The organism is Streptomyces sp. NPDC002513 (assembly GCF_053595355.1).
The window spans coordinates 74,241-96,245 of sequence record NZ_JBSFXK010000011.1 but is presented as its reverse complement, the minus strand read 5'-3'; the positions used below and the strand labels follow the sequence as shown (position 1 = coordinate 96,245).

General features: G+C 69.2%; 16 protein-coding genes and 3 pseudogenes. 10 read left to right on the top strand and 9 right to left on the bottom strand.

Going from position 1 to position 22,005, the window contains the following annotated elements; translation table 11 throughout:
- Positions 1-101 precede the first annotated feature (101 nt).
- On the bottom strand, positions 102-686 hold the full coding sequence (locus tag ACWD5Q_RS10695) for a hypothetical protein (RefSeq protein WP_451426662.1): 585 nt from the start codon (positions 684-686) through the stop codon (positions 102-104).
- Between the two features lie 581 nt (positions 687-1,267).
- On the opposite strand from ACWD5Q_RS10695, the gene ACWD5Q_RS10690 reads away from it, so the two are divergent.
- The 3 genes and pseudogenes from ACWD5Q_RS10690 to ACWD5Q_RS10680 all read left to right on the top strand — a co-directional run.
- Entirely contained in the window at positions 1,268-1,900 is a 633-nt protein-coding gene (locus tag ACWD5Q_RS10690; protein WP_451426661.1) for a TnsA-like heteromeric transposase endonuclease subunit, read from the top strand.
- Positions 1,890-3,941 (top strand): transposase, encoded by a 2,052-nt coding sequence (locus tag ACWD5Q_RS10685; RefSeq protein ID WP_451426660.1) that lies wholly within the window; start codon positions 1,890-1,892, stop codon positions 3,939-3,941. Before ACWD5Q_RS10690 ends, ACWD5Q_RS10685 begins: the two co-directional genes overlap by 11 nt.
- A gap of 8 nt (positions 3,942-3,949) precedes the next feature.
- Positions 3,950-4,591, top strand: a pseudogene (locus ACWD5Q_RS10680) (TniB family NTP-binding protein); the annotation flags it as partial.
- On the opposite strand, the gene ACWD5Q_RS10675 reads toward ACWD5Q_RS10680, so the two are convergent.
- Positions 4,511-5,194, bottom strand: coding sequence for a hypothetical protein (locus ACWD5Q_RS10675; protein WP_451426659.1), 684 nt, complete (start codon positions 5,192-5,194; stop codon positions 4,511-4,513). The pseudogene ACWD5Q_RS10680 and the gene ACWD5Q_RS10675 sit on opposite strands and share 81 nt — an antisense overlap.
- On the opposite strand from ACWD5Q_RS10675, the gene ACWD5Q_RS10670 reads away from it, so the two are divergent.
- Positions 5,187-7,028 carry a TniQ family protein gene (locus ACWD5Q_RS10670; protein WP_451426658.1) on the top strand — a complete coding sequence of 614 codons (1,842 nt, stop codon included), beginning with the start codon at positions 5,187-5,189 and terminating at the stop codon, positions 7,026-7,028. The two genes, ACWD5Q_RS10675 and ACWD5Q_RS10670, sit on opposite strands and share 8 nt — an antisense overlap.
- A gap of 94 nt (positions 7,029-7,122) precedes the next feature.
- Here the strand turns inward: ACWD5Q_RS10670 and ACWD5Q_RS10665 are convergent, their stop codons facing one another.
- The 6 genes from ACWD5Q_RS10665 to ACWD5Q_RS10640 form a co-directional block, all read right to left on the bottom strand.
- Entirely contained in the window at positions 7,123-8,391 is a 1,269-nt protein-coding gene (locus tag ACWD5Q_RS10665; protein ID WP_451426657.1) for a hypothetical protein, read from the bottom strand.
- Positions 8,392-8,573: 182 nt separating this feature from the next.
- Positions 8,574-9,128 (bottom strand): telomere-protecting terminal protein Tpg, encoded by a 555-nt coding sequence (gene tpg, locus ACWD5Q_RS10660; protein ID WP_451426656.1) that lies wholly within the window; start codon positions 9,126-9,128, stop codon positions 8,574-8,576.
- Positions 9,129-9,141: 13 nt separating this feature from the next.
- Positions 9,142-11,367 carry a telomere-associated protein Tap gene (gene tap / locus ACWD5Q_RS10655; RefSeq protein WP_451426655.1) on the bottom strand — a complete coding sequence of 742 codons (2,226 nt, stop codon included), beginning with the start codon at positions 11,365-11,367 and terminating at the stop codon, positions 9,142-9,144.
- 20 nt (positions 11,368-11,387) lie between these two features.
- Positions 11,388-12,470, bottom strand: a complete 1,083-nt coding sequence (locus tag ACWD5Q_RS10650; protein ID WP_451426654.1) for a hypothetical protein — start codon at positions 12,468-12,470, stop codon at positions 11,388-11,390.
- 343 nt (positions 12,471-12,813) lie between these two features.
- Positions 12,814-13,554 carry an alpha/beta hydrolase gene (locus ACWD5Q_RS10645; RefSeq protein ID WP_451426653.1) on the bottom strand — a complete coding sequence of 247 codons (741 nt, stop codon included), beginning with the start codon at positions 13,552-13,554 and terminating at the stop codon, positions 12,814-12,816.
- Between the two features lie 408 nt (positions 13,555-13,962).
- Entirely contained in the window at positions 13,963-14,127 is a 165-nt protein-coding gene (locus ACWD5Q_RS10640) for a hypothetical protein (protein ID WP_451426652.1), read from the bottom strand.
- Between the two features lie 519 nt (positions 14,128-14,646).
- On the opposite strand from ACWD5Q_RS10640, the gene ACWD5Q_RS10635 reads away from it, so the two are divergent.
- The 3 genes and pseudogenes from ACWD5Q_RS10635 (at position 14,647) to ACWD5Q_RS10625 (ending at position 16,048) form a co-directional block, all read left to right on the top strand.
- On the top strand, positions 14,647-15,048 hold the full coding sequence (locus ACWD5Q_RS10635; RefSeq protein WP_451426651.1) for a hypothetical protein: 402 nt from the start codon (positions 14,647-14,649) through the stop codon (positions 15,046-15,048).
- 220 nt (positions 15,049-15,268) lie between these two features.
- Positions 15,269-15,364 (top strand): annotated as a pseudogene (locus ACWD5Q_RS10630) (IS481 family transposase); the annotation flags it as partial.
- Positions 15,365-15,679: 315 nt separating this feature from the next.
- Complete coding sequence (locus ACWD5Q_RS10625) at positions 15,680-16,048, top strand: hypothetical protein (RefSeq protein WP_451426730.1); 369 nt, start codon at positions 15,680-15,682, stop codon at positions 16,046-16,048.
- Between the two features lies 1 nt (position 16,049).
- Here ACWD5Q_RS10625 and ACWD5Q_RS10620 read toward each other — a convergent pair.
- Positions 16,050-16,193 (bottom strand): annotated as a pseudogene (locus ACWD5Q_RS10620) (VOC family protein); the annotation flags it as partial.
- A gap of 801 nt (positions 16,194-16,994) precedes the next feature.
- Between ACWD5Q_RS10620 and ACWD5Q_RS10615 the strand changes: the two are divergent.
- The 3 genes from ACWD5Q_RS10615 (at position 16,995) to ACWD5Q_RS10605 (ending at position 21,988) form a co-directional block, all read left to right on the top strand.
- The gene (locus tag ACWD5Q_RS10615) at positions 16,995-18,353 is read left to right on the top strand and encodes a glycoside hydrolase family 3 N-terminal domain-containing protein (protein ID WP_451426650.1); all 1,359 of its coding nucleotides are present in this window, start codon (positions 16,995-16,997) and stop codon (positions 18,351-18,353) included.
- A gap of 552 nt (positions 18,354-18,905) precedes the next feature.
- On the top strand, positions 18,906-19,475 hold the full coding sequence (locus ACWD5Q_RS10610) for a carbonic anhydrase (protein ID WP_451426649.1): 570 nt from the start codon (positions 18,906-18,908) through the stop codon (positions 19,473-19,475).
- Positions 19,476-19,921: 446 nt separating this feature from the next.
- Complete coding sequence (locus ACWD5Q_RS10605) at positions 19,922-21,988, top strand: phosphocholine-specific phospholipase C (protein ID WP_451426648.1); 2,067 nt, start codon at positions 19,922-19,924, stop codon at positions 21,986-21,988.
- Positions 21,989-22,005: the final 17 nt, after the last annotated feature.

Sequence of the window (22,005 nt, the reverse complement as noted above, 5' to 3'; positions counted from 1 at the left end):
GAGTCCGGGAGCGCGCCACTGGGCCGTGCAACCCCGGGTTCCCATGCCCCTCCTCGGTCTCTCTCGGTCCCGATGCTCCCGCAGAAGCCGCCTTCACCGCGTCAGCGGTCTGCCTCAACCCAACGGGCCAGGACCTTCTTGAACTCGGCGCGCGTCGGCTCGGTCAGGATGGTCTCGGTGTGGTCCTCGGACCCGAAGAACACCAGCGAGGGATCGCACTTGAAGTGATCGGCCCCCGAGATCCGCGTGGTGCCGATCTTGCGCCCGCTTCTCGCCTCGTACACGGTGACCCGGTATTTGCCTTGCCTCCAGTAGCGGATGTAGTCGTCGCCGTGGCCAAGGTACCGGCAGGTCTCCAGCAGGGGCCCCGTGCCCTCCTTGCCAACGCAGGCGACAAGCTGCGCCTTCTCCGGAAGGGGGCGATAGGTGTCGTCAGGCGGGATGGACGAGCCCGCCGACGGGATCGGGGAAGCGGTGACAGCGATGAGTTCCGTATCGCCCTGGGCAGCGATGAGTACGGGGTGCGGGCCCTTTCCCCCGTAAGCCGGTTGGCCGGTCAGGAGTGGTGAAGGGCCGCTCTTCGCGCAGTACGTCTGGAAGTCGGAGTCCGCTGTTGCGACGGGATGCGCGGGAGGGGCGGGAGAGGCGGAAGACGGCGCCGCGGTGGTGGTAGGGGCAGCGGGCATGGGCTGCGCCTTCGTCCCGCTGCTGCACGCGGACGTCAGGAGCGCCCCCAAGGCCGCAACTGCCGCTAATACACGCACAGGTGCAGGGCGGTACGTCGATGTTTCCGCGGAGCTCCTGCGAGCCTTCATACTGCTCTCCTGGGTGAGGGTCGAGTTTACCGACCGCCACACGGTAGTCACCCCGCCCCCGCAACGGCCACCCCGATCCGCACCCGAGAGCGCGCCCGGCAACCGCACGGTTCCCCGGAAGAGTTGTGACTGAGCATTTGATTTGGCGAGTTGAGCAGGGTATCCGTACGGCCCGGTTGTTGATGTTGCTTTGGGCCTTTTCCCGCGTACGGCTCGTGCTCTGCGGTGTGCTCTCGCCATGGGTGACGTACAGGTCGTCGATGTTCCGGCCGGTCCGGTGTGGTCCCACGCCTGCCGTGTGGAGGACCTCGCGCTGCCATACGCGCTGCCCGAGCCGGCCACCGAGTGCCTGGATCTGGGGCCGGGATGGACGCGTACGTGGACGGTGACGTGGAAGACCGGCAAGTCCGAGGTCATCGTCCCGGTGAAGGACCTAATCGGCGGGGCCGGCGATGGCGTCGGTGCCGGTTCGGCGGTTTGCCTGGCGGACCGGTCAGCGTCACCGGCCTGGGCTGGAGTGCCTGGTGACGACCGGCAGGCAACACGGCTTCGAGAGCCTGGCCGAACGCTGGCTGCTGCTGGTCCTGGACTTCGTCGGCGGGTTCGACGAGGTGCTGTCCCAGCCGTTCCGTCTGCGGTTTTCCTCCTCGCAGGGCAAGGGCTCGCACATTCCGGACTTCCTCGTGCTCGCGGCGGGAGCCTCGTGGCTGGTGGACGTGCGTCCCGGGGGCCTGATCGGCAAGGAGGACGAGGTGCGGTTCGCGGCGGCAGCGCAGGCGGCGGCCGCCGCGGGCTGGCGCTACATGGTGGTGACCGGCTGGCGCCGGCAGGTGCTGGCGGGGATCGACGCGTTGTCGGTGCGGCGCCACCCGATGGCCGATCCGCTCGGGCTTGAGCGGCAGCTGCTGACTGCGGTTGGCCGACGTCCGTGGCGGTTCGCCGAGCTGGTGGATCAGACGCACGTTCCGGCGGTGGCCCGCACGCACGCGGTCCATCTCCTCTGGCACCGGCGGATGGCCGTCGACCTGACTCTGCCGTTCGGGGATGCGACCTGGGTCTATCCGGCGGGAGGCCATGATGGATGACAAGCAGCAGCCCGCCCGGTTCGAGGACCTGAAGGACGATGACCAGAAGCGGCTCCGGCTGAGGGTGGCCCACTTCCTGGAGGCCGAGAGCGGCTTCCGCAGCGGCAGCCGGCATTGGCCCCAGGAGGGTGAGCCCCGGCCCGAGTACGACCCGGAGCGGACCACACTGACCGAGCGGCGGCTCGCCAAAGTGGCCGAGCTGAAGGCTCTGCACCCGGACGACGCCCGTCAGCTGGGTCTGGGGAAGGTCAGCGAGCGCACGCTGCAACGGTGGTCTGCAGCCTGGCCTGAGCAGGGAATCATGGGGCTGGCGGACGGCCGTCTCACCCCCGTGCTGCGGGGGCACCGCAAGATCACGTTGCAGGTGGCGGAGGCGATTCACGCGGTCCACGCGGAGTGTCTGCACCGTTCCCGGGTCGGGATGAAGACCAAGGAACGGATGATCCACCAGTTCGTGCGGGAGAAGTTCGGCACGGAGGCGGAGAATAAGATCCCGCACTACACGACGCTGTTGAAGGTCTGGAAGGAGTGGTTCGGGCCCGAGAGCGGACGTCAGCGCTACCTCCGCTCAGCCGCAGCGGTGGACACCGGCGGTTCTACCGTGACGATCACCCGTCCCGGCCAGGTGGTGGTGCTGGACACCACGCCGTTCCCGGTGAAGCTGCGCGACGACGTGTTCGGCGAGCCGATCACCGTCGATCTCACCCTCGGACTGGACGCGTTCACGCACTCCCTGGTCGCCTTCCGGCTCACCCCGGAATCGGACTCCTCCATCGAGGTGGCCATGCTGCTGCGGGACGTGATGCTGCCGCTGCCGATGCGCCCGGACTGGACGCCGGACATGGAATGGCACTACCCCGGTGTCCCGGCCGCGCTGGTCACCGAGTTCGCCGGCCATCCGGTCGCCGGACGGCCGTTCTTCGCGCCCGAGACGGTGACCAGCGATCACGGCAGCGTCTACAAGAACCACCACCTGGTGCAGGTCGCCCGCACGCTGGGGATGGTGGTGCTGCCGGCGAGGGCGATGCGAGCTCAGGACAAGGCGGCCTGCGAACGCGCGTTCTTGGGAATCCAGTCGCTGCTGCTGGAAATGCTTCTCGGCTACCGCGGGCGGGATGTCGCCGACCGGGGTGCCGACCCGGAGGGCGACGCGGTCTGGACCCTGGACGAGATGGAACATCTGCTGGCTACCTGGATCGTGAGGATCTGGCAAAACCGCAGGCTGGACCAGTATGCGCCCGCCTGGGACCCCGGCGGTCGGCACAGCCCGAACACTCTGTTCGCCACGGCGGCGGCCCGCGACGGGATCGCTCTGCAGATCCCGGACGCGAGCCTCTACCACCGCCTTCTGCCCGCGCACTTCGTCAAGATCCACGGCCGTCGCGGGGTCAAGATCGGCGGACTTTGGTATGGCGGCGACGACCCCGTCCTGGGCGAGCTCAGGTTGTTTCCCTCCCCTCGCAGCGGCCGGCACCGGGACAAATGGGTCGTGCACCGCGACCCCCGCGACTGCCGGCAGGCGTTCATCGAGCTCGCCGGGCAGTGGCACACCCTGTCCTGGAACGGACTGTCCACCGGCGAGGACCTCCTCGCGTTCTCCGACGCGCGAGTCCAGCAGGTCCTGCGCGAGGCCGCCCGGGCCGGGCTGACGCCCCGCGACGACACCGAACTCCTGCCCGTCCTGCTCGACTTGATCGGCGCCCGCTCCCCGGTGGACTCCTGGCCGAGTCAGATGACCAAGGCCGAGCGGGCAGAACGGACCCGTGAAGTCGCCCGCGCACGGGCCGCCGAACGCGACCGGAGGGCCCCCGCCGGCCTGACGCCGCTGCCCGTCGCGCCGCGGCCGACCGAGCTCGTCCGCCAGAACCAGCAGGCCGTCGACGCGGAACGGCGCCGCCGGCGCGAGGCCGCGGTCGCCGCTCCGCTCGTCTCACCGCCCCGCCTCGGCGACGGCCTGCGCGAGCACTCGCTTTTCACGCTGCCCGACGCCGATGACGAGGCCGGTTCCGTTTCTCAGCCGGTACAGGAAGGACCGCAGTGACAGGCGAGATGGAGACGCTGCCGTTCGTCCTGACAGGCCCTGCTCCGGCCCGTGACACCGCGGTCGGCTGGCAGCACTGGTGCCGCACCCGCAAGCTGTTCGTCCCGGCGCCGGTGATGGACCGCGCGGCCTTCGGGCTCCTGAGCCGGCGCAAGAAGATGCTGCACAACCTGCACCGCACGGCCACCCACGCGAACCTGCAGCTGCTGGACACCCCGATGAGCCGGGCGGTGGAGAAACTTCTCAGCGGCCGCATCGAGACCAACGCCTTGAAGATCAAGCCCACTACCCGGGCCGGGGTGATGGTCTCCGGCGGCGGCTACCAGGGCAAGACCGAATGCGTCTGCGAGATTGCCGCCGCCTTCCAGGAACGGTGGCTCGCTCTCAACGACTACCTCAACCCCGACGCCCGCCCCGGCAGCCGTGACCTGCACATCCCGGTCGCTTACGTCCAGACGCCGGTGACCGCGAAGCCGAAGAGCACCTGCAAGGCGATCCTGAACTTCTTCGACGCGCCGCTCGGCCCCCGCATGGACCTGCCCGATCTGATCCGCCAGGTCGCGGCGTCCCTACGGGACCACGGCACCAAGGTCCTGATCCTGGACGACATCACGAGGCTTCGCATGCACCGGGCCGACGACCAGGACACCCTCGACCTGATCCGCGCGTTCATGAGCATGAACGTCACCCTGGTCCTGGTCGGCGTCGACATCCCGGGCTCCGGTCTGCTGCGCGAGGGGCGCCACGACCCGGCCACCGGACAGTGGCGGCTCCCGCCCTCCAGGCATGCCAAGGCCCACGGACTGGAGGCCACTCAGACCGAACGGCGTTTCGACCTGATCGAGCTGGATCGCTTCCACTACAGCACCGCACCTCAGATCACCGCCTGGGTCCAGCACCTGCATGGCGTCCAGAGCGGCCTTCGGCTCCTGGACGCGGTCCCCGGCATGCTCACCGAGGGCACGATGCCCGAGTACCTCTACCACCGCACCAACGGCGTCGTCGGCCTCCTGGAACGGCTGATCGAAGACGGTTGCCGCGAGGCCATCGACTCCGGCCGGGAACGCCTGGACGAAGAACTCCTCGAGGGCATCGCCATCGACCTGCGCGACAGCGACCGGCGCGACGCCGGCGCCGGCGAAGTCCCCGCCGTCCCGGAAAAACCCGCCCCTCGCAAGCCCCGCCGGGCCGCAACACCGTCTTCGACGACCGCGGCCCCCTCGGCACAGCCCAGGAGAGCGCCCGATGATCACTCCGCTGCCCCGGAGTCTGGACCCGCTGCCCGGCGAACTGCTGGCCGGCTACGTGATGCGGCTCGCCCACCGGCTCGACGTCGCCCCGGACACGGTCCTGCGACGCACCGGCCTGGCCGAGTACCAGCCCAACACCCAGGCCATCACCCGCACCACCCTCTCCCTCGAACTGCCGGCCCAGCGAATGAACGACTTCCAGGCCGCCACCCGCCTCACCGCAGCCGAAGCCACGGCTCTGACCCTGCTGCCGCTCGCACCCCGCTACCCACCCATCGCCCACAGCCTCGACGTCGTCCGCGCCGGCAAGCGCATCCCCGCACTGGACTGGCTCTTCCCCGCAGCGGCCCGCTACTGCCCCGGCTGCCTCGCCGGCGACGGGACGCCGTTGCAGACGGACCACGGCGGCCCCTGGAAGACCGACTGGAGACTGCCCGTCATCTTCGCCTGCGAGCACCACCAGCGCTTCCTCGAACACCTCTGTCCCGAATGCCAGCGACCGCTCACCGACCGCCCCGGACAGCTCATCGCCCGCCCGACCATCGCCGGACTCCACCCCGCCCAGTGCCGAGCACCCCTCGCCCACGAGTCCCGCCGCACACAACGGACGGCCCAACTCTGCGGAGCCCGCCTCGACCGGCAGCCGCCCGGACCAGCAGAACCCTTGCCCGAGGCACTCTCCGCACTGCAGAAGAAGATCGCCGCCATGCTCGGCCCGGACACCCCGGCGGCGACAGCCAGCGAGTACTTCACCGATCTCCAGATGGTCAGCGGGCTTGTCATGATCACCTGGCCGAAGGCCCGGCCCACCGCACAGAACGTCGACAGCCACCGCACCGATCAGGTGCTGGCCGCCCGCCAGGACTCCTCGCACTCCCTGCATGTCAGCACGCCGCCCCAGGACGCCCGGGCCTGCGCGATCATCCTCCTCGCCGCCGACGCCATCCTGTCGGCCACCGACCTGCGATCTGCGCTGGCCCCACTCGCACCAGTCGAGAACCGCACCCGCAGCGGCATCGCCCCGAAACGTCACCGCAGCTGGGACACCGGATTCCGCCGCTATCGGGATGACTGTTCCGAAAGGTTCCAGAACGCCGCCGAATACCTGGTCTCCACGCACCGACGAAGCGGCAGGGGCGGCAGCCGACTGCCCCAACGCGGCCTCGACTACGGCCCCCAGCACGTTCCGGCGTTCCTCCCCCTGGAGTGGGCCGAACGCCACCTCGGCGACTTCACCGTCGCCTTCAGCATGCCGGTCCTGCGGCGCACAACATCCGCCTTCCTCGTCCGACGAGCCCTCGGGAAGACCATCGTCGACGCCGCCGAGTTCCTCGGACTCGGCATCGATGGAAAGGGTCTGGGCGGGCCCATCGCCAGATGGGCCCGCCGGCAGGGCACTCCGGAGGCATACGAGCAAGCACTGGACGCGATCGCCGCAGACCTCGCCTCCTCACCACTGATCGACTACCGGCACCGACGCACCCTTCTCGCCGACTGGGCGCTGCCGTCAGACGCATGGCACCAGATCGCCGACCAGCTGAAACGCCGGCCCAGCCCCCGCTACATCTCCGACGACCGCGCACGCCTCGCCGCCACGGCATACATCTGGACCGAAGTCACCCACGGTGAGACCCAATTCGCCCCACAACCGGCCGAAGCCCAAAACGATCCCGAGCTCGACGCGACATGGAGCCAGGACCGGTTCACCGTCGGTCACTGGATCCGGCAGGACAAAGTCCCCCTCTACCAGCAGATGAAGCCGCTTCTCGACGCCTACGCCGCCCAGCTCACGCGAGCCGTTGACGCAGCCTGCTCCAGTAGCCAACTCGCCAGCTGAAGCGCTCAGCGGCGAAGCGTTGCTGGGATTTCGATTTCGGCCAGCATCCCTGGGGATGCACCGCCGTCGCAGGCGATGCATCGCGTTCCACGGCTTATTCGCTCTGGGCCTGTGCCTTGTTGATGGCTGCTTGAAGTTGAAGCCAGGTTGGATCTGTTGCGCTGGCCGCGGTCACCGCTGCCAGATCGTCTGCTTCCCATGTGCGGGTTCCGTCGGTCAGGACAAGGTGCGTCTCCAGGTCGTCGCCGTCGTCCGGAATCTCGGCGGTGGCCTCCAAGAACGCTATGGCTGCAGCCCTCGAGACGTCCCTGCTTGTGGTGCGGGTCTGCGTGGAGCCGGTCAGCACGGACAAGAGCACCAGCTCTCCCTCACTGCCGGCAACGAGAAGCTCGCCGGTCGCCGTGACGGCCAGCGCAGACAAGCGGGACCCGGTCAGCACATCGTGCTCGACCGCTTGCCGGGTTTCGAGGTCCACCTCGACCAGCGCCCCCGCGGGCGTTGCGATCCACAGCACGCCCGGTTGCGGTCCGAAGGCGATGTTGTGACGCGACCAGGCTTCCATCTGGTCACGCCACTCCTGCGGGTACGGATAACCAGGGCTGGGGTCGCCCAGGGTTGTGGCCAGAACCCGGTGCAACGAAGGAAACTCGAACACCTCCACCGAGTTGTCGTACGCGTTGCCACGTACCGCTATATGACGTCCGTCCGCGCTGAAGAGCGGAGTCTCATAGCCGTCACAGTCCAGGATCAGCGCCCGGCGGAGCGGCCGCATCATGGCAGGCGCGGTCCCCTGATCGACGCGCGCGAAAAGGCAGTGCGTGGCCCCCTGGTCGCTGGCGAGCGTGGCGACAAGTCCGCCCCCGGGATGCTCCGCGACTCCTGTATCCCACCGGGGTCCGGCACCGATGGTTCCGGAGGCAAGGTCAAGGACGTCCGAGCTCTCCCACCCGCCGCCTTCGTCGCGAAACGACGGCGAACCCCACAGGGTCTGCCCGTCCGGGCTGAAAGCCAGGCTGCGGTAGGAGGCGGTGGCTGGTACGCCTTCCGGTTCGGAGACCCCAGCAGGAGTCCATTGCCGTAGTCCGTCTTCCCCAGTCACGACAAGCAGTGGTTGGTACGGATGCCACGCGACAGCGGGCGTCCGCTCTGCCCGCTCCCACCCAAAGGCGTCTCCATAGGCATTCGACGTGACGTCCACGGAGCCGAGTTCGCGCAGCTGCCCCGCGCCGCAGTCCCAGATGTGGACTGCCGGACGCTCGGAGTCCGAGCAGGCCACCAGCGGAAGCCGCGGATGGCATCTCAACTGTTCAAAAGAGCGTTCGCCGCCAACCAGCCCACGTGCCACTACTTCAAGATCAGTCACCCCAGCACCGTAGTTCTCGCCGGCCTGCACGGCGAGCCCCTTACCCGCATGCGCTCCGCGCAGCGCAGACGTGAGCGCCGGCCCCCGCCAACTCAAGGGCTCACTCGCCAACTGAAGCGCTCAGTCACAAGAGTCCCGGTAAGGCACACCGGCAGCCTGGGGTGCGCTCCCTCGAAGTGTGCCTACAGGTCGAACTCCACCTGCTCCACGTCGGTGAACTCCACCAGCAGGCCTTGGGCGCGGCGGCCGTGGTCCCTGAAGTAGATCTCCTGGAGGCCCTCGGCCGTGATGTCCCGTAGCTGCTGCTCGCTGCCGCCGGTGTCCTGGGCCTCGAAGAGGCGGGCGGCGTACTGCGGGGGCAGCGCCACGGTGAGGTGGCGCAGCCGGGCGTCATCGGTGGTGCCGGGGGCGGCGGTGTAGCCGAACCGGGCGCGGGTGTCGATGACGATGCCGCCGGTGGTGGCCGCGGCCTGTTTGGCCTTGGCCCGGATCTGCGGCTGCCACCGCTTTCTGACCTCGCGCTCCATACGCTGTGCCAGCTCCGGCCGGGGCTTTTTGATCTGGTCCTTCACGTACCGCTCGACGGTGCGCTGGGTGACGCCGAGCAGCTCGGCCACCGGCCTGGTGCCCTTGAGCTGCCGGACCAGGTACCGCATCTGGGCGCCCGCCCGCTTCGGGATCGGGCGCGTGAACGCCTTCTGCAGCACGGCGTCGAGGCCTTCTCCGACGGTGTCCATCGGCCCTCGTCTCCTACTCTCCGTCGTCCTTGGCGGTGACCTCGCCCGTCTTGATGTACCGCGCGAGGTTGAGGACCTGGCCGTGCTTCTCGCGCACTTCCTCCGCCCACAGGGTGGTCTGGGTGCCCTCGTGCTTGACCATCCCGGGCGAGACCCCCAGCCGGAAGGAGCCGGGCACCGTCTTGCCGTCGGCGCCATACGGCAGGACGTCCAGCGGGGACGGCCCGGTGGCGGCGTAGACGGCGCAGTCCGACAGGATCGCCACGGGGTACCGGCCGGTGGCCGCGGCGAGGGCGACCATCTTGCGGTGCATGTTGATCCGGGCCCGGGAGATGACAACAGCGCGGATGTCCGGCCGCCATGTCGGCCGCGCGAGGGCCGGCCATGCCTGGCCCGGCTTCCAGCCACCGCCGCGTGCCCGCTCGCGCAGTTTGCCGATGCCGCCCTTCACCGTGGACTTGATGGCGTCCAGCACGATCGCCATCTCCGGGTCACGCTGCCGGTAGCCGTCCATCGCCTTGAGGAACTGCTGCGGGGGCAGCGACTCGCCCACGCCCAGATCCCCCATGGTGGCGACGTAGGCGTTGCGCAGGCGCTGGTACCAGCCGTCCAGGAACCTGCCCTTCTCCCGCCGCACCCAGGCCTCGGTCGGAGCGACGTCGTAGCCGAGTTCCACCGCGTACGCCACCGTCGGGGTCGCGTACCAGGCCGGGCCCGTCGGGCGCTCGCCGGTCGGTGTGAACGGGCTGGGCAACAACGCGCCTTCGAGTCGCCGCCACTGCTTGCCGACCAGCACGTGCGAGAGCTCGACGTGGGAAAGGTCGACCAGCCATGCCCCGGGCAGCGTCGCATCGAAGGTGGGGTGGGTGAGGTGCACGGGCGGCGTCGCCAGTCCGACGACCGCGCCGTTGGCGGCCGCGCCGAAGGCGAGGTTGACGTCGATGCCGACCAGGTACCGCTGCATGCACTCCGCATCGGTCAGCTCCCGCGCCCAGTCGTACGCCTCCTCGAACAGCATCTCGGCGGGTCCCCGCTGGTGGAAGCGGGGCAGGTCGGCGAGCAGCGGGTGTCCGTCGGGTGCCTCGCACGGCGCGCAGTCGATCGGCTGCTCGCCCAGTGAGCCGGGCCGGTGCTCCTTGTGCCGCTTGCCGCTCGCGTCCGGCTCGCTCGCGCGGGTCGGCGGGTTGAGGGCGGTCATCAGCTCCAGACCGGTGACGGCGGTCGAGCCCCGCGGCGTGATCACCCGGGTCGCGTAGGTGCCCAGCAGCAGTGCGAGTTCCGCCGGGTCGAGCTGTGCGGCCTGGCCCCATGTGCGGGTGTCGAGGGCGTTCCACGACGGGATGCACAGCTGCACGCACTGCCGCTCCCGTCCCCGGGCGGGACGGTAGATCCGCGCCCACGGCCCGAACCCGCGCTTCGTCAGCTGCCAGTCGGCGCGGTCCAGCTGCTTGAGGACCTTGTGCCCGTCCGGGAGCCGCCCGGCGAGCCGCTCGGACTCCGCCAGCTGGGGCGGGAGCCCGTACCGCTTGCAGGCGGCGGCGGTGAGCACCAGCAGCGGGTCGGCGTCCTTGCCGGAGCCGTGCACCTTCTCGGCCCCCAAGCGTGCCTCCTTCAGCGTCCACTCCACCAGCGCGGGCAGTGACTTGGCGGGCACGTCCAGGATCAAACCGCCGACGCCGTAGCCGGTCACCTGGCGGTCGGCTTCGGCGTCGACGACGAGCAACGGCCCGTGTGCGAACCGGTCGGCACCCACCGCTGGGGCGCTCGCCGCGGTCGCCTGCCTCCCTCCCGGGCGGCGCGACGGCGACGACGGCGCGACGGCGACCGCCGGACCCGACGGGACAGCGGCGGGGCGGGGGGCGGTGGTCTCGGAAGAGGTCATGGCCGCGGCCTCGGGCGCCCGGCCCGGGGGCACAGTCCGGGCTTCCTCGGCCGGAGCAGGCGCGCGGTCGATGGTCTCGGGCGCCGCGCCCCTGGCAGGCGCCGCGGTGCCGGCCGGGGCGGGGTACAGCGTGGCGAGCTGCTCGAGCAGGCGTGCGTAGGCCTCCCGCTCCGGCGGCCGGGGTTCGGTCTTGCCGGACTCCCAGCCGGACACCGTCGCCCGTCGCACCTTCAGCGCCCCGGCCACCTCGTCCAGCGTCAGCCCATGGGCCTGGCGCAGCCGCTTGCGCTCCTCCGGGAGCGGCAACGGGGACCGAGACGCAACCAGCGCGTCGACCGCCTCGAACAACTCGGACATCAACACCTCCCGTCGACATCCTACTTCGCGAGGCGTACGGATTGCGTACATTCTTCGTACGTTTCGCGTACGAATTCGGAGAAACTCACCCGCACCGCGACCACAGTGCCTGACGCATCCAGGTCGGCCGACACGGGGAAGTAGCCGTCGCCCCAACTCGTCATCGCGCAGAGCAGTCGGGCGTCGCCGATGTCCACAGTTCCGGCCTCGACTTCAGAGGCGCGAATCTGTCGCATGACCTGCCAGTGATGGGAATGGGGCCGGAAGTCCACCATCATGCGGCGTCCGGTCTCCTCCTTCCAGCTCTGCACAGCGCGAGCCTTCTCCATCGCCTCCGCCACGGCCAGCCCAGTCCACCCGCGGACACCGTCCTCGCCGGGTTCGCCGAGTTCCGGTGCCGCGAACGTCGCGGCGGCTTCCTCTGCGGCAGCACCCCAGAACGCGACGTCGGCCAAGCCGTCCACAGGCTCGTCGTGCTGCCAGGCATTCAGGGCATCGGTATCGCCGAAGAGCACCCGGGCCCAGTCGACGCCGATGTCACCCAGCAGAACGGATGACTCCGCTGGGGCGTCGCTCATCCGAACCGATATCTCTGACCAGCGCGGCCCGGCACCGTCGCCGAAGTCGGCCCGCGAAGCCAGCACCGGCAGATGACGGTCGCGGGGCACCCCGCCCACTGCGACGACAGGCACCCCGAACATCATGAAACTGCCGCCGCCTTCAGCGGCAGTCCGGCGCACACGTTGGGCATGCGGTTCGCGGCCCGGCAACGCCTCCAAGCGAGCGTCCAGGCCAGCGGCCCGGCAGTGCTCTTCGAACATCCTCCCAAACTCCGCCGCCCGGGAGGCCGGGATGTCATGAAGCATTGCACCCGGCTGCCGGTCGAAGGTGCGAACCGCTGCCGAAGCGTCCGGGCCAACCACGGCGAAGTCGACCGAGTTGAGCACTTCGGCAGCCATCGCCGGGTCGTCAACGCCAAGCAAAGCGGGATCGATCTCCGCCGGCGACCGCTCACCGCTCCACAACCCCAGATAGCCGCCGTCCACGACGACCAGGGTCCCCGACGGACAGCTGACCTCACCAAGCCTGAAGATCTCTTCCATGGCGCGCGAGTCTACGGCCGCCCCTCCGGCACTCAGCAGACGCACTGAGAAACGGCTGCCCGGACTTGAGAGAGACGCACCGACGTCCAGCGTCTCAGCCAAGTCCGGGCGCTGCAGGCCAGGAACCCACCATGCCCGGACTTACCTGAGGCAGGACAAGCGGTTCTCATCGAAGATTGCGCGGGCCAGCCAGGGCGGGGCGGACAGGTCGGCCCGCAGGGGGGCGCCCACTGGGCGTCCCGGCATGCAACAGGCCCCGCCATGAGGCGGGGCCTGTTGCCTCGATGAGCAAGCATCCTGGCCGACAGTGCCTACCGTCTGCGGCGGGTCTGCCGGCCCGGTCTCAGTTCAGGTGCCGGGTGAAGAACCGGGCCGCGGCGTCCCCGGCGTGTTGAGGGACGCCGGTGTGGCCGCCCATGTTGGCGTGCAGGGTTTTCTCCTTGGTACCGAAGGCGTCGAACAAGTCCAGGGCCGCCTGCCGGTCGTTGCCTTCGTCGTCCCACTGCAGCAGGACGTGCAGCGGAATGGTGACCTGGCGGGCCTCCTCGAACATGGCGCGCGGCACGAAACTCCCGGCGAACAGAACGGCGGCCGAGATGCGCGGCTCGACCACCGCAAGGCGGACACCGATGGAGATCACTCCCCCCGAGTACCCGACCGGGCCGCCGATCTCGGGCAGTGCGAGGAGAGCGTCCAGGGCGGCCTGCCATTCCGGGACCGCCTTGTCGACCAGCGGGAGGATGAGGGCGTCGTGGATCTCGTCGCCGACCGGCTCTCCGGCCTCCATCGCCCGGCGCAGGTCGGCGCGGGCTTGCTCGGCGGCGGGCAGGCGGGGCCGGTCGCCGCTTCCGGGGAGCTCGATGGTGGCCGTGGCGAAGCCGTCCGCCGCGGAGTGCCGGGCCCGGGCCACCAGTCGGGGGTACGTCTTGCGCAGCCCGAGGGGAGGGGGGCTGAGCAGGATCAGCGGCGCCGGAGCGGATGCGGATGCCGATGCGGGCGTCCACAGGATGCCGGGGATCTCACCGAGGGTGAATTCGCGTTCGAGGACGCCGTCGTCGAGGCGTTGCTCAGAAGTGAAGTGCATGGTCGTGCCTTTCGGGAGGCTCAGAGACGGCGCTCCCGGACGACGACCTATCGCCCGACCGTGACCCCGGAGGGGAGCACCCATGTCGATACTGCGTTCACGGGTACCACCTCCTCGTTCTCTCGCACGGCCTCCGAAAACGTAGCAGCGGTCGCCGTGGTCCGCCAACGGGTTTTCGCGGAGGCCCCTTGGCCCGATCCGCTCGACCTGCTGAACGCCGAGCGCTCAGCCGGCCAACTCGACCGCTCACTGGCCCAGTGAAGTGCTCAGTCACAAAGGGCGTGACTGATTACCGCAGTTGGCGAAGTTCGCCAACTGCGGTAATCAGCCTTCCGTGGAAGGTAGCAGTGCGCTTCGTTCGCGGTGGCCACGGGCACTGCCTCGCCAGCGCCACCGGGGTATCCGGACCTACTTGTGGAGCAGGAAGGCACGCATGACGGCTGGGAGTTCCCGCACAATGCGGGGAATGTCCGCCCTGTCAGCGCGAGCCAGGGCCACGATCGCGACGGCAGCAGCCGCGATGACGGCGAGGGCAGTGACCACCGTGAGCAGCAGTGTGAGCTTGGGATCCATAGGGGGCAGCCTTCTGGCAGTACGGGCCCAGGTGGCCCGTCTCACCGGTAGGGAGCAGCGATCCGCTCCCCCCTTACACGCGGTCCGTATGTTGTACCTCACACCATGCGCGGCGCCTGACTTGTGTCAGCGCAGGCGCCACCGCCGAAGAGGCGTCCGGCGAAGCGGGGCGGCAGCGCGAGGGTCAGGTGCCGCATGCTCACTGTGCAGACTGACACCGGAAGGACCGTTTCACAGTGCATACAGGTCCTTCACCCCACCCGGAACCCGCCGTAACGTTCTGGCGGGGCCAACAGGCGAATCCAAACGCACCAGTCGCCGCTGGATGCCCACGCAGCAGTCCGAAGCGTCCGGTCTAACGTCAGGTCAACGTCATTCTCCGGCGTGACCGTTCACCGACATGGTTGGCGCAGCACAGTCTGTGCCCCACGGACGTCAGGGGGACCACATGAACCTCGCCCGGAAAGTGGCAACTGGACCGGCCTCGCAGAGGGCCGGAGGAATCGAGGGAAACACACCATGACCCGTGCGATCAAGGCTGTCGCCGCACTCGCCATGGCTGGGGCATCCATCCTCTGCGCGACCTCGCAAGCGTCCGCCGACCCGAACCCGAACAACCACGGCTCCAATCCGATGTGGATCCAGCTGCGCACCGCCAACCACGTGGGCGTCTACACGTGCGCCGACGCGGGATGCAGCAAGTACGCCAACGGCCTCACCCTCTCGCCGGGCGATTCCGTTTTGGTGGACTGCTGGGTGTCCGGCGGGAACGTCGGCAATGCCGGCGACGTCTGGTACCGCACCTCGGCGGTAATCGGGAACGGCCAGAAACTCGAACTAGACAAGACGACCTGGACCTTCGGACCGTACGTGGACTACGCAACGGCGTTCCGCGTCGTGCCCGGTCTGCCCCACTGCTGAACCAGCCCCCGCCTGTCAGCGGCGTCCAGCAGTATCGTGTCGGTCCGGCTCCCGTGTGTTGGAGCTGGCCCGGCCCGTCGCGCTCTAGCTGTTCCGTCTCGGGAGGTTGTGGACAGGCGGGTAGGTGATGCAGGTCTCGGCTGAGGGACCTTGAAATGGGTGAGGGCCTTCTGGCTCGGTGTGGATTGCGACATCTGCACCAGCAACCAGAAAGGCCCTCGTGCCTCACCGTAATGCACCCCTGACCGAGATCGGCCGTCTGCGTCTGGCCCGCTGCGTGGTCGAGGACGGCTGGCCGCTCAGACGTGCGGCAGATCCTGGCTCATATGTGAATCTCGCCGAGTGGTTGAGCACACTCAGCACGGGCCGATCGCTCTTGACGATGATGACGTCGCAGTCTCACGGATGCCGCGGACGTCGGCAGTGCGCCGTTCGCCGAGCGCGAGGGCCAGGGCTTCCCTGAGTTGTTGGTTCTCCGTCTCCAGCTGCCGGTAGCGTGCGGTGACGGCTTCCAGTCGCCGCAGCAGAGAGGCGGCGGAAGCCCGTTGACGGTCGGGAACGGGCCTCGCCGCGGGGACGCGGTGCCTGGCCCTGAGGCGTTCGATCGTTTGCCCAGCTCACGCAGCCAGGGTTGGGGGATGCGGTCGAACCGCAGCCGGGCGCGCGGGCAGGGACGTCCGGCCGGGGTGGTGATGCCGGGCAGCTTGTTCAGCCGCCGCACATCCCTGGGGTACTCGATCTCCCGGCCGCTCCCGTCCCGCAGGGTCTCCAGCGCATCACGGGCATCGAGGAGGAACAGGGCCGACTCGTCGGCCTGGGCCCCGACTTTCTGACGCCATTCTTGTTCCGGCAGGTCCAGCAGCGAGGCGACCCCGAGCGCCTGGACGCGCCGGACGGCCGGCATGACCAGGCGAGGGGCGGCGGTGCGGGAGCGGGCGTCGTGGCGGCGCTGCAAGGCGTACTGGATCTCCAGTTTGAGCTGCGGGGCCAGGTCTCGTAGGCTCCAGCAGCCGGGCCTCGGCCTCGTCCAGACTCTCCGCGGCCTTGAAGCAGATGTGAAGCTGCTGGGGAACGATCTGGTCAGGCCAACTCGGAGCCCGGTAGTCCTCGACCCGCTGGAAGCCGATGAAGAGTCCGTCCTCACGGACCTCCGAGCCGATCAGTGGACTTCCGTGCACGCCATAGAGGCGGCTGCCTGAGGGTGAGCGGGACGGGGAGGGCGCGTTCGTTCCGCTCAACCGTAAGCACAGCAGGTCAGGGCCGCACCATGCCAACAGTTATCTGGAACAGGACAGTCGTTCTGGGCGACGGCGACCTGGGCGAGGTGGGCCTGGAGGATGGAGTCGCGCAGGGAGTGCGGCGGCCTCGGCCTGGTCGACGTACGCCTTCAAGCCCCGGGCGGCCTCGAGGTACCGGTCCGGCGGCGGCTTCGTGCGGGCCCGGCGGATGCAGTCGTTCTTGTGAGCGGCGAGTCCCGTGGGACATCGCCCGGTGAGCGGATGCGAGGCAGAGCCTTCCGATCGTCGGTCTTCGGGGCGGCCGTCGTCGTCTGCGTCGATCGCTTCCCTGGCACTCTTGCCACAAGTTGCAAAGCCAACGAGCAGTCCGCAGGATGGAGCCGTGCCGACCATCGGCCCGAAGGGAGCGGCTGCCGACGAGCCAGCACTTTGGCGTTGGGCAACCCTGACATGCGGCGCCATCCACCGGAACGGGCCCGGTGCGCTGGGGCTGGGGGCAGGCCCCCCAGACCCCCCTCATCCACGGCGCCCGCACGTCCCAGCCCACCCGTTTCACGGCACCGGCCACCCCCCGAAGCAAGAAGCGCCGCCCCGTGGCACTCTGCGCGCGGTCGGGGTGACGCGGCATCCCCGTTCAGCGCAACAGAAGCGAGGCCAGTCCCGCCGTCCGGGACGGTCCGTGGCGCATCCACGACAGGAGAAGAACCGATGACGATACGCGCCCAGCGGCTCCGCAACCGCCGCTTCACGGCTCTGCGTACCGCGGCCCCGCTGGTCTGTCTGGCGCTGGCCGCTTCCGCCTGCGGCCAAGCGGCCGCGCGCGGGGGTGCCACCGATTCCGTCGGTGCGGCCCCGGCCAGCCGAGGCGCGCAGGCCGCCGGCACCATCGGCTCCCTGCCCAGCTACTCCCCCAGCGGGAGTGCCGCCACCACTACTCCTTCGGCCGTCATCACCGCTTCGGGCGACACCATCAGCGGTCCGGATGCCGCGACCGTCGCCCCGCCGCTCACTCCCACCGCCTGCGTCGACAAGTACTTCTCCGCGATGACCTCCGCGCAGCGGGTGGGACAGCTCTTCATGGGCGGCGTCCCCGCGGCTCGCGCCGACCAGGCTCAACTGCGTACTCTGCGCAGCAATCACGTGGGGTCCATCATGCTGACCGGGCGCAGCACCGCCGGCACGCAGGCGACCAGAACGCTGGTCGACAGCGTCCGCGGCCAGGCGGACCAGGTCGGCGGGCAGCGCGTAGGAATGTTCGTCGCCACCGACCAGGAGGGCGGCCAGGTACAGGTACTGGGCGGCCCGGGATTCTCGACCATACCCAGCGGGCTGACCCAGGGCAGTTGGTCGACCACGACCCTGCGCAGCCGGGCGGCCGAGTGGGCCAAGCAGCTGAAGTCCGCCGGGGTCAACCTCAATCTGGCTCCGGTCGCCGACGTCGTCCCGGCCAGCCTGGGCACCCGCAACGGCCCGATCGGCCGCTACTCCCGTGAGTACGGACACACGCCCGACGTCGTGAGTTCCCACAGCATCGCCTTCGCCAGCGGATTCGCACAGTCGGGCGTCATGACCACGTTCAAGCACTTTCCCGGGTTGGGCCAGGTGATCGGCAACACCGACACCACCGCGAACGTGACGGACTCGGTGACCACTGCCAGCAGTTCCAGTCTCACACCGTTCCGGAACGGCATCCGAGCGGGTGCGCCGTTCGTGATGGTCTCACTCGCCACCTACACCAAGATCGACTCGCGGCACATCGCCGCCTTCTCACCGACCGTCATCGGCCAACTGCTGCGCATCAAGCTCGGCTTCAACGGCGTAGTCATCTCGGACGACCTCGGCAACGCGGTGGCCGTGCGGTCCTTCACCCCCGCCCAGCGAGCGGTGAACTTCATTGCGGCGGGCGGAAACATGATCCTGACCGTACGACCGGACGTCGTACCGGCGATGGCGCAGGCCATCCAGACCCGGATGCAGCAAGACGCCTCCTTCCGCGCCAAGGTCGACGACAGCGTGCATCGGATCCTCACCGCCAAGCGCAACGCGGGCCAGCTCGTCTGCGGCTGAACGCCCGGTAGGCAGGCGCGGGTACATCGTGCCGAAGCCGACCGCATGACCGCTCCCCGTCTCGGTGCGGAGTCCCGGCCAGGCCGGCGGTGTCAACCGCCGGCCTGGCTCGCACAGTGTCAACCGCGGGCCGGCTCGCACGGTGTCGGCCGCCGGACGGACCGTCGAGGAGGACAGCCGCCCGACGGCATGCCGACGCCACCGCACCCGACCGGGGACCGGCCGCGGCTCGCGTCGTCCGACCGCCGATGGAGCCGGCTCTGTGGGCCGTCGGTGGCAATGTGGCCCGCGCCCGCTTGCGCCTGCTCCTGGGTCACCCGCGGCACACTGCACAATCCCCCTGGTCAAGACGTACGAACGTGGTCGAGCGGCTGAGGGGAACGACCGATGGACAGAGCGGGACGCCCGGATCGGAGAACCCTGCTTGCCGGCGGGCTCGCGGGCGCCACGGTCGTGCTCACGGGTTGTTCGTCGACGAAGGCCGTACCGACAGCCGCAAGCCCGTCACCGAGCGCCCGGCCGGCCTCGCCCGCCGCTGCGTTCGCCAGACTGATGCAGGGCAACGAGCGCTGGGTGAGCGGCGATCTTCGACACCCCGACCGGGACCCGAACCGGCGTCAGCTCGTGGCACAGGAGCAGGAGCCTTTCGGGTCGATCCTTTCGTGCATCGACTCCCGTGTGCCGCCCGAACTCCTCTTCGATACCGGTCTGGGGGACCTTTACGTGATGCGCACGGGCGGGACGGCAGTCGGCCCGGTCGACACCGGTTCAGTCGAGTACGGGCCCATGACGAGTGGCACTCCGCTCATCGTGGTCCTCGGGCATCAGCGCTGCGGTGCCATCAAGGCGGCGTACGGGTCCCTTCATGACGGCAAGTCGCTGCCCGGCAATCTGCATGCGATCGTCAAGGCACTACGGCCGGCGTACCGGCACGCCGTCCGGGTGGGGGGGACCGACCCGGTCGAGACGATGGCCCGTGCTCAGGTCAAACTGACCGCGACCGCTCTGCGTTCCAACGAGGACCTCGCCCCGCTCGTGGACAAGGGATCCCTTGCCGTGGTCGGCGCCTACTACTCGCTCGACACCGGCAAGGTGGAAGTCCTGGACGGCGCGCCCTCCTGACGACCCGTCGGACGAAACGCACAGTGCGGCGAGGTCGCTGAGGGGACCGAACCGCCCCGCCGAGACGCCCCGACGCGACGGACAGCCACCATGACAGGCCGAGGCGGCCGAGCGCATCCACGGGATGCCGGTGTGACGGCCCGCCGCCGCTTCGACGCCTGACGGCTGGAGCACTCGTCTGCGCGGCCATCTGCCGGGCCCCACTCGGGCGGTTCGTTGAGCTACAGCCGGTACGCGCTTCCGCCCGCGCCGTGGATCAGCAGCAGCTGCCGTGCCCGCGGCCTCAGGTTCCACGGGCACGTGGCATCTCCATGTGATAACGAGTCCGACTCAAAGGGCATTTGAAATGTTCATGCCCATGTTGACTGGACCTCGGCCCTCGGCCATGCGGCTACCCGAGAGTAACACCGCCCCTCATCTCCTCCCACCACCCTTCGGAGGTCCATGTGCCACCGCTCGACCGCCGTACGTTCCTCAGAGGAGCAGCCGTCGTCGGCAGTGCCCTGGGGCTGGAGGCACTGCCCGCCGCGAAGCGCGCAACGGCGTCGGCCGCATCCGGGTCGATCACCGATGTGAAGCACGTGGTCATCCTGATGCAGGAGAACCGCAGCTTCGACCACTACTTCGGCGCGCTCAAGGGCGTCCGCGGCTTCGCGGACCGCAGCACCATCACGCTGCCAGGTGGCTATTCGGTCTTCAACCAGCCCTCCGGATCGGGGCGCCAGTACCCCTGGTCGATGAGCGCCACGTCTCCCTGGCTGGGCGTCGACGGCGAGCGACTCGCGCAGTGCGACGGCTCGATCGACCACGCATGGTCCTCGCAGCACAAGGCCTGGAACAGCGGCAAGATGGACAGTTGGGTCTCCGCCAAGGGCACCAACCGCACCATGGGCTTCCTCCACCGCGGTGACATCCCCTTCCACTACGCTCTCGCCGACGCCTACACCCTCTGCGACGCGTACCACTGCTCGATCCTCAGCTCCACCGGCCCCAACCGCACCTACCTGTGGGGCGGCATGATCGACCCCAACGGCACCGCCGGCGGCCCCGCGTACGACGGCGCGGACGAGTCCGGCCTGAAGTGGCAGACCTACGCGGAGTCACTGCAGAACGCGGGCGTGAGCTGGAAGGTCTACCAGAACGCCGGCGACAACTTCGGCGACAACGGGCTCGCCTACTTCTCCGTGTTCGACAACGCCTCCGCCGGCAACCCGCTGTACGACCGAGGCATGGCTTCGGTTCCTCGCGCCACCGGGTCGACGCCGGACGACATCGCGGCCGCCATCCGGCACGACGTACAGAACGGCACGCTTCCGCAGGTCTCCTGGATCGTCGCCAACCAGGGCTTCTCGGAGCATCCCTCCGCCCCGCCGAACGACGGTGCGCACTTCATCAACCTGGTGATGCAGGCACTCAACGCGGATCCGGCGGTCTTCAACTCCACCGCGCTGTTCATCAACTACGACGAGAACGACGGCTTCTTCGACCACGTGCCGCCGCCGGTCCCGCCGGCCGGGACCCCGGACGAGTTCGTCAACGGCGCGCCGATCGGGCTCGGCTTCCGGGTGCCCATGTTCGTGGTCTCGCCCTGGAGCCGCGGCGGCTGGGTCAACTCCCAGGTCACCGACCACACATCGGTCATCCAGTTCATGGAGACCTGGACCACGGCACTCGGTACCCCCGCGCGCTGCCCGAGCATCAGCGCCTGGCGCCGCACGGTGACCGGCGACCTGACCAGTTGTTTCGACTTCACCTCTCCTGTCTACGGGATGCCGTCCCTGCCCTCCACCAGTGCGGTCATCGGCCAGGTCAACTGCTATCTGCTGCCGAACCCCAGCGCCACCACCAACGCGTTGCCCGCGCAGGAACCGGGCACCAAACCGGCCCGGGCCCTGCCGTACCAGCCGAACGCCTCCATCGGCCGGTTCGACTACAACGCCAACGGCCAGATCCTGGCCTGGATCGACATGACGAACCAGCAAGTCCAGGCCACCGAGGCGGTCCACTTCTCGGTCTACGCCAACGCCTACCGCAGCGGCGGCCCATGGCAGTACACCGTCGCCCCCTACAACGCCGCCACGCACACCGACGGTCAGGTGGAGGACTACTTCAACGTCGGCAGCGGCTACGGCGACGGGCTCTACGACCTGAGCGTCGTCGGCCCCAACCGCTTCCTGCGCCGATTCACCGGCAACGCCCTCGGCCCGGCCAAGGGCATCGAGGTCGGCTGCTCCTACGCCCCGGCCCCGGACACCGGCAAGCAGGCGGTCTGGTTCCGCATGACGAACCAGACCGCCGGGGACGTGACCTTCACCATCAAGTCGAACAACTACCGGAGCGACGGGCCCTGGACCTACCAGGTGAAGGCGGGAGAGTTCACGGGCGACTTCTTCAACGCCGTGGCCTACAACGGCGGCTGGTACGACGTCACCGTCACGGTCAGCGCCGACAACTCCTTCTCGCGGCGCTTCACAGGCCATATCGAGACGGGCGCTCCCAGCATCACCGGCTGACCCATCGGTCCGCACCC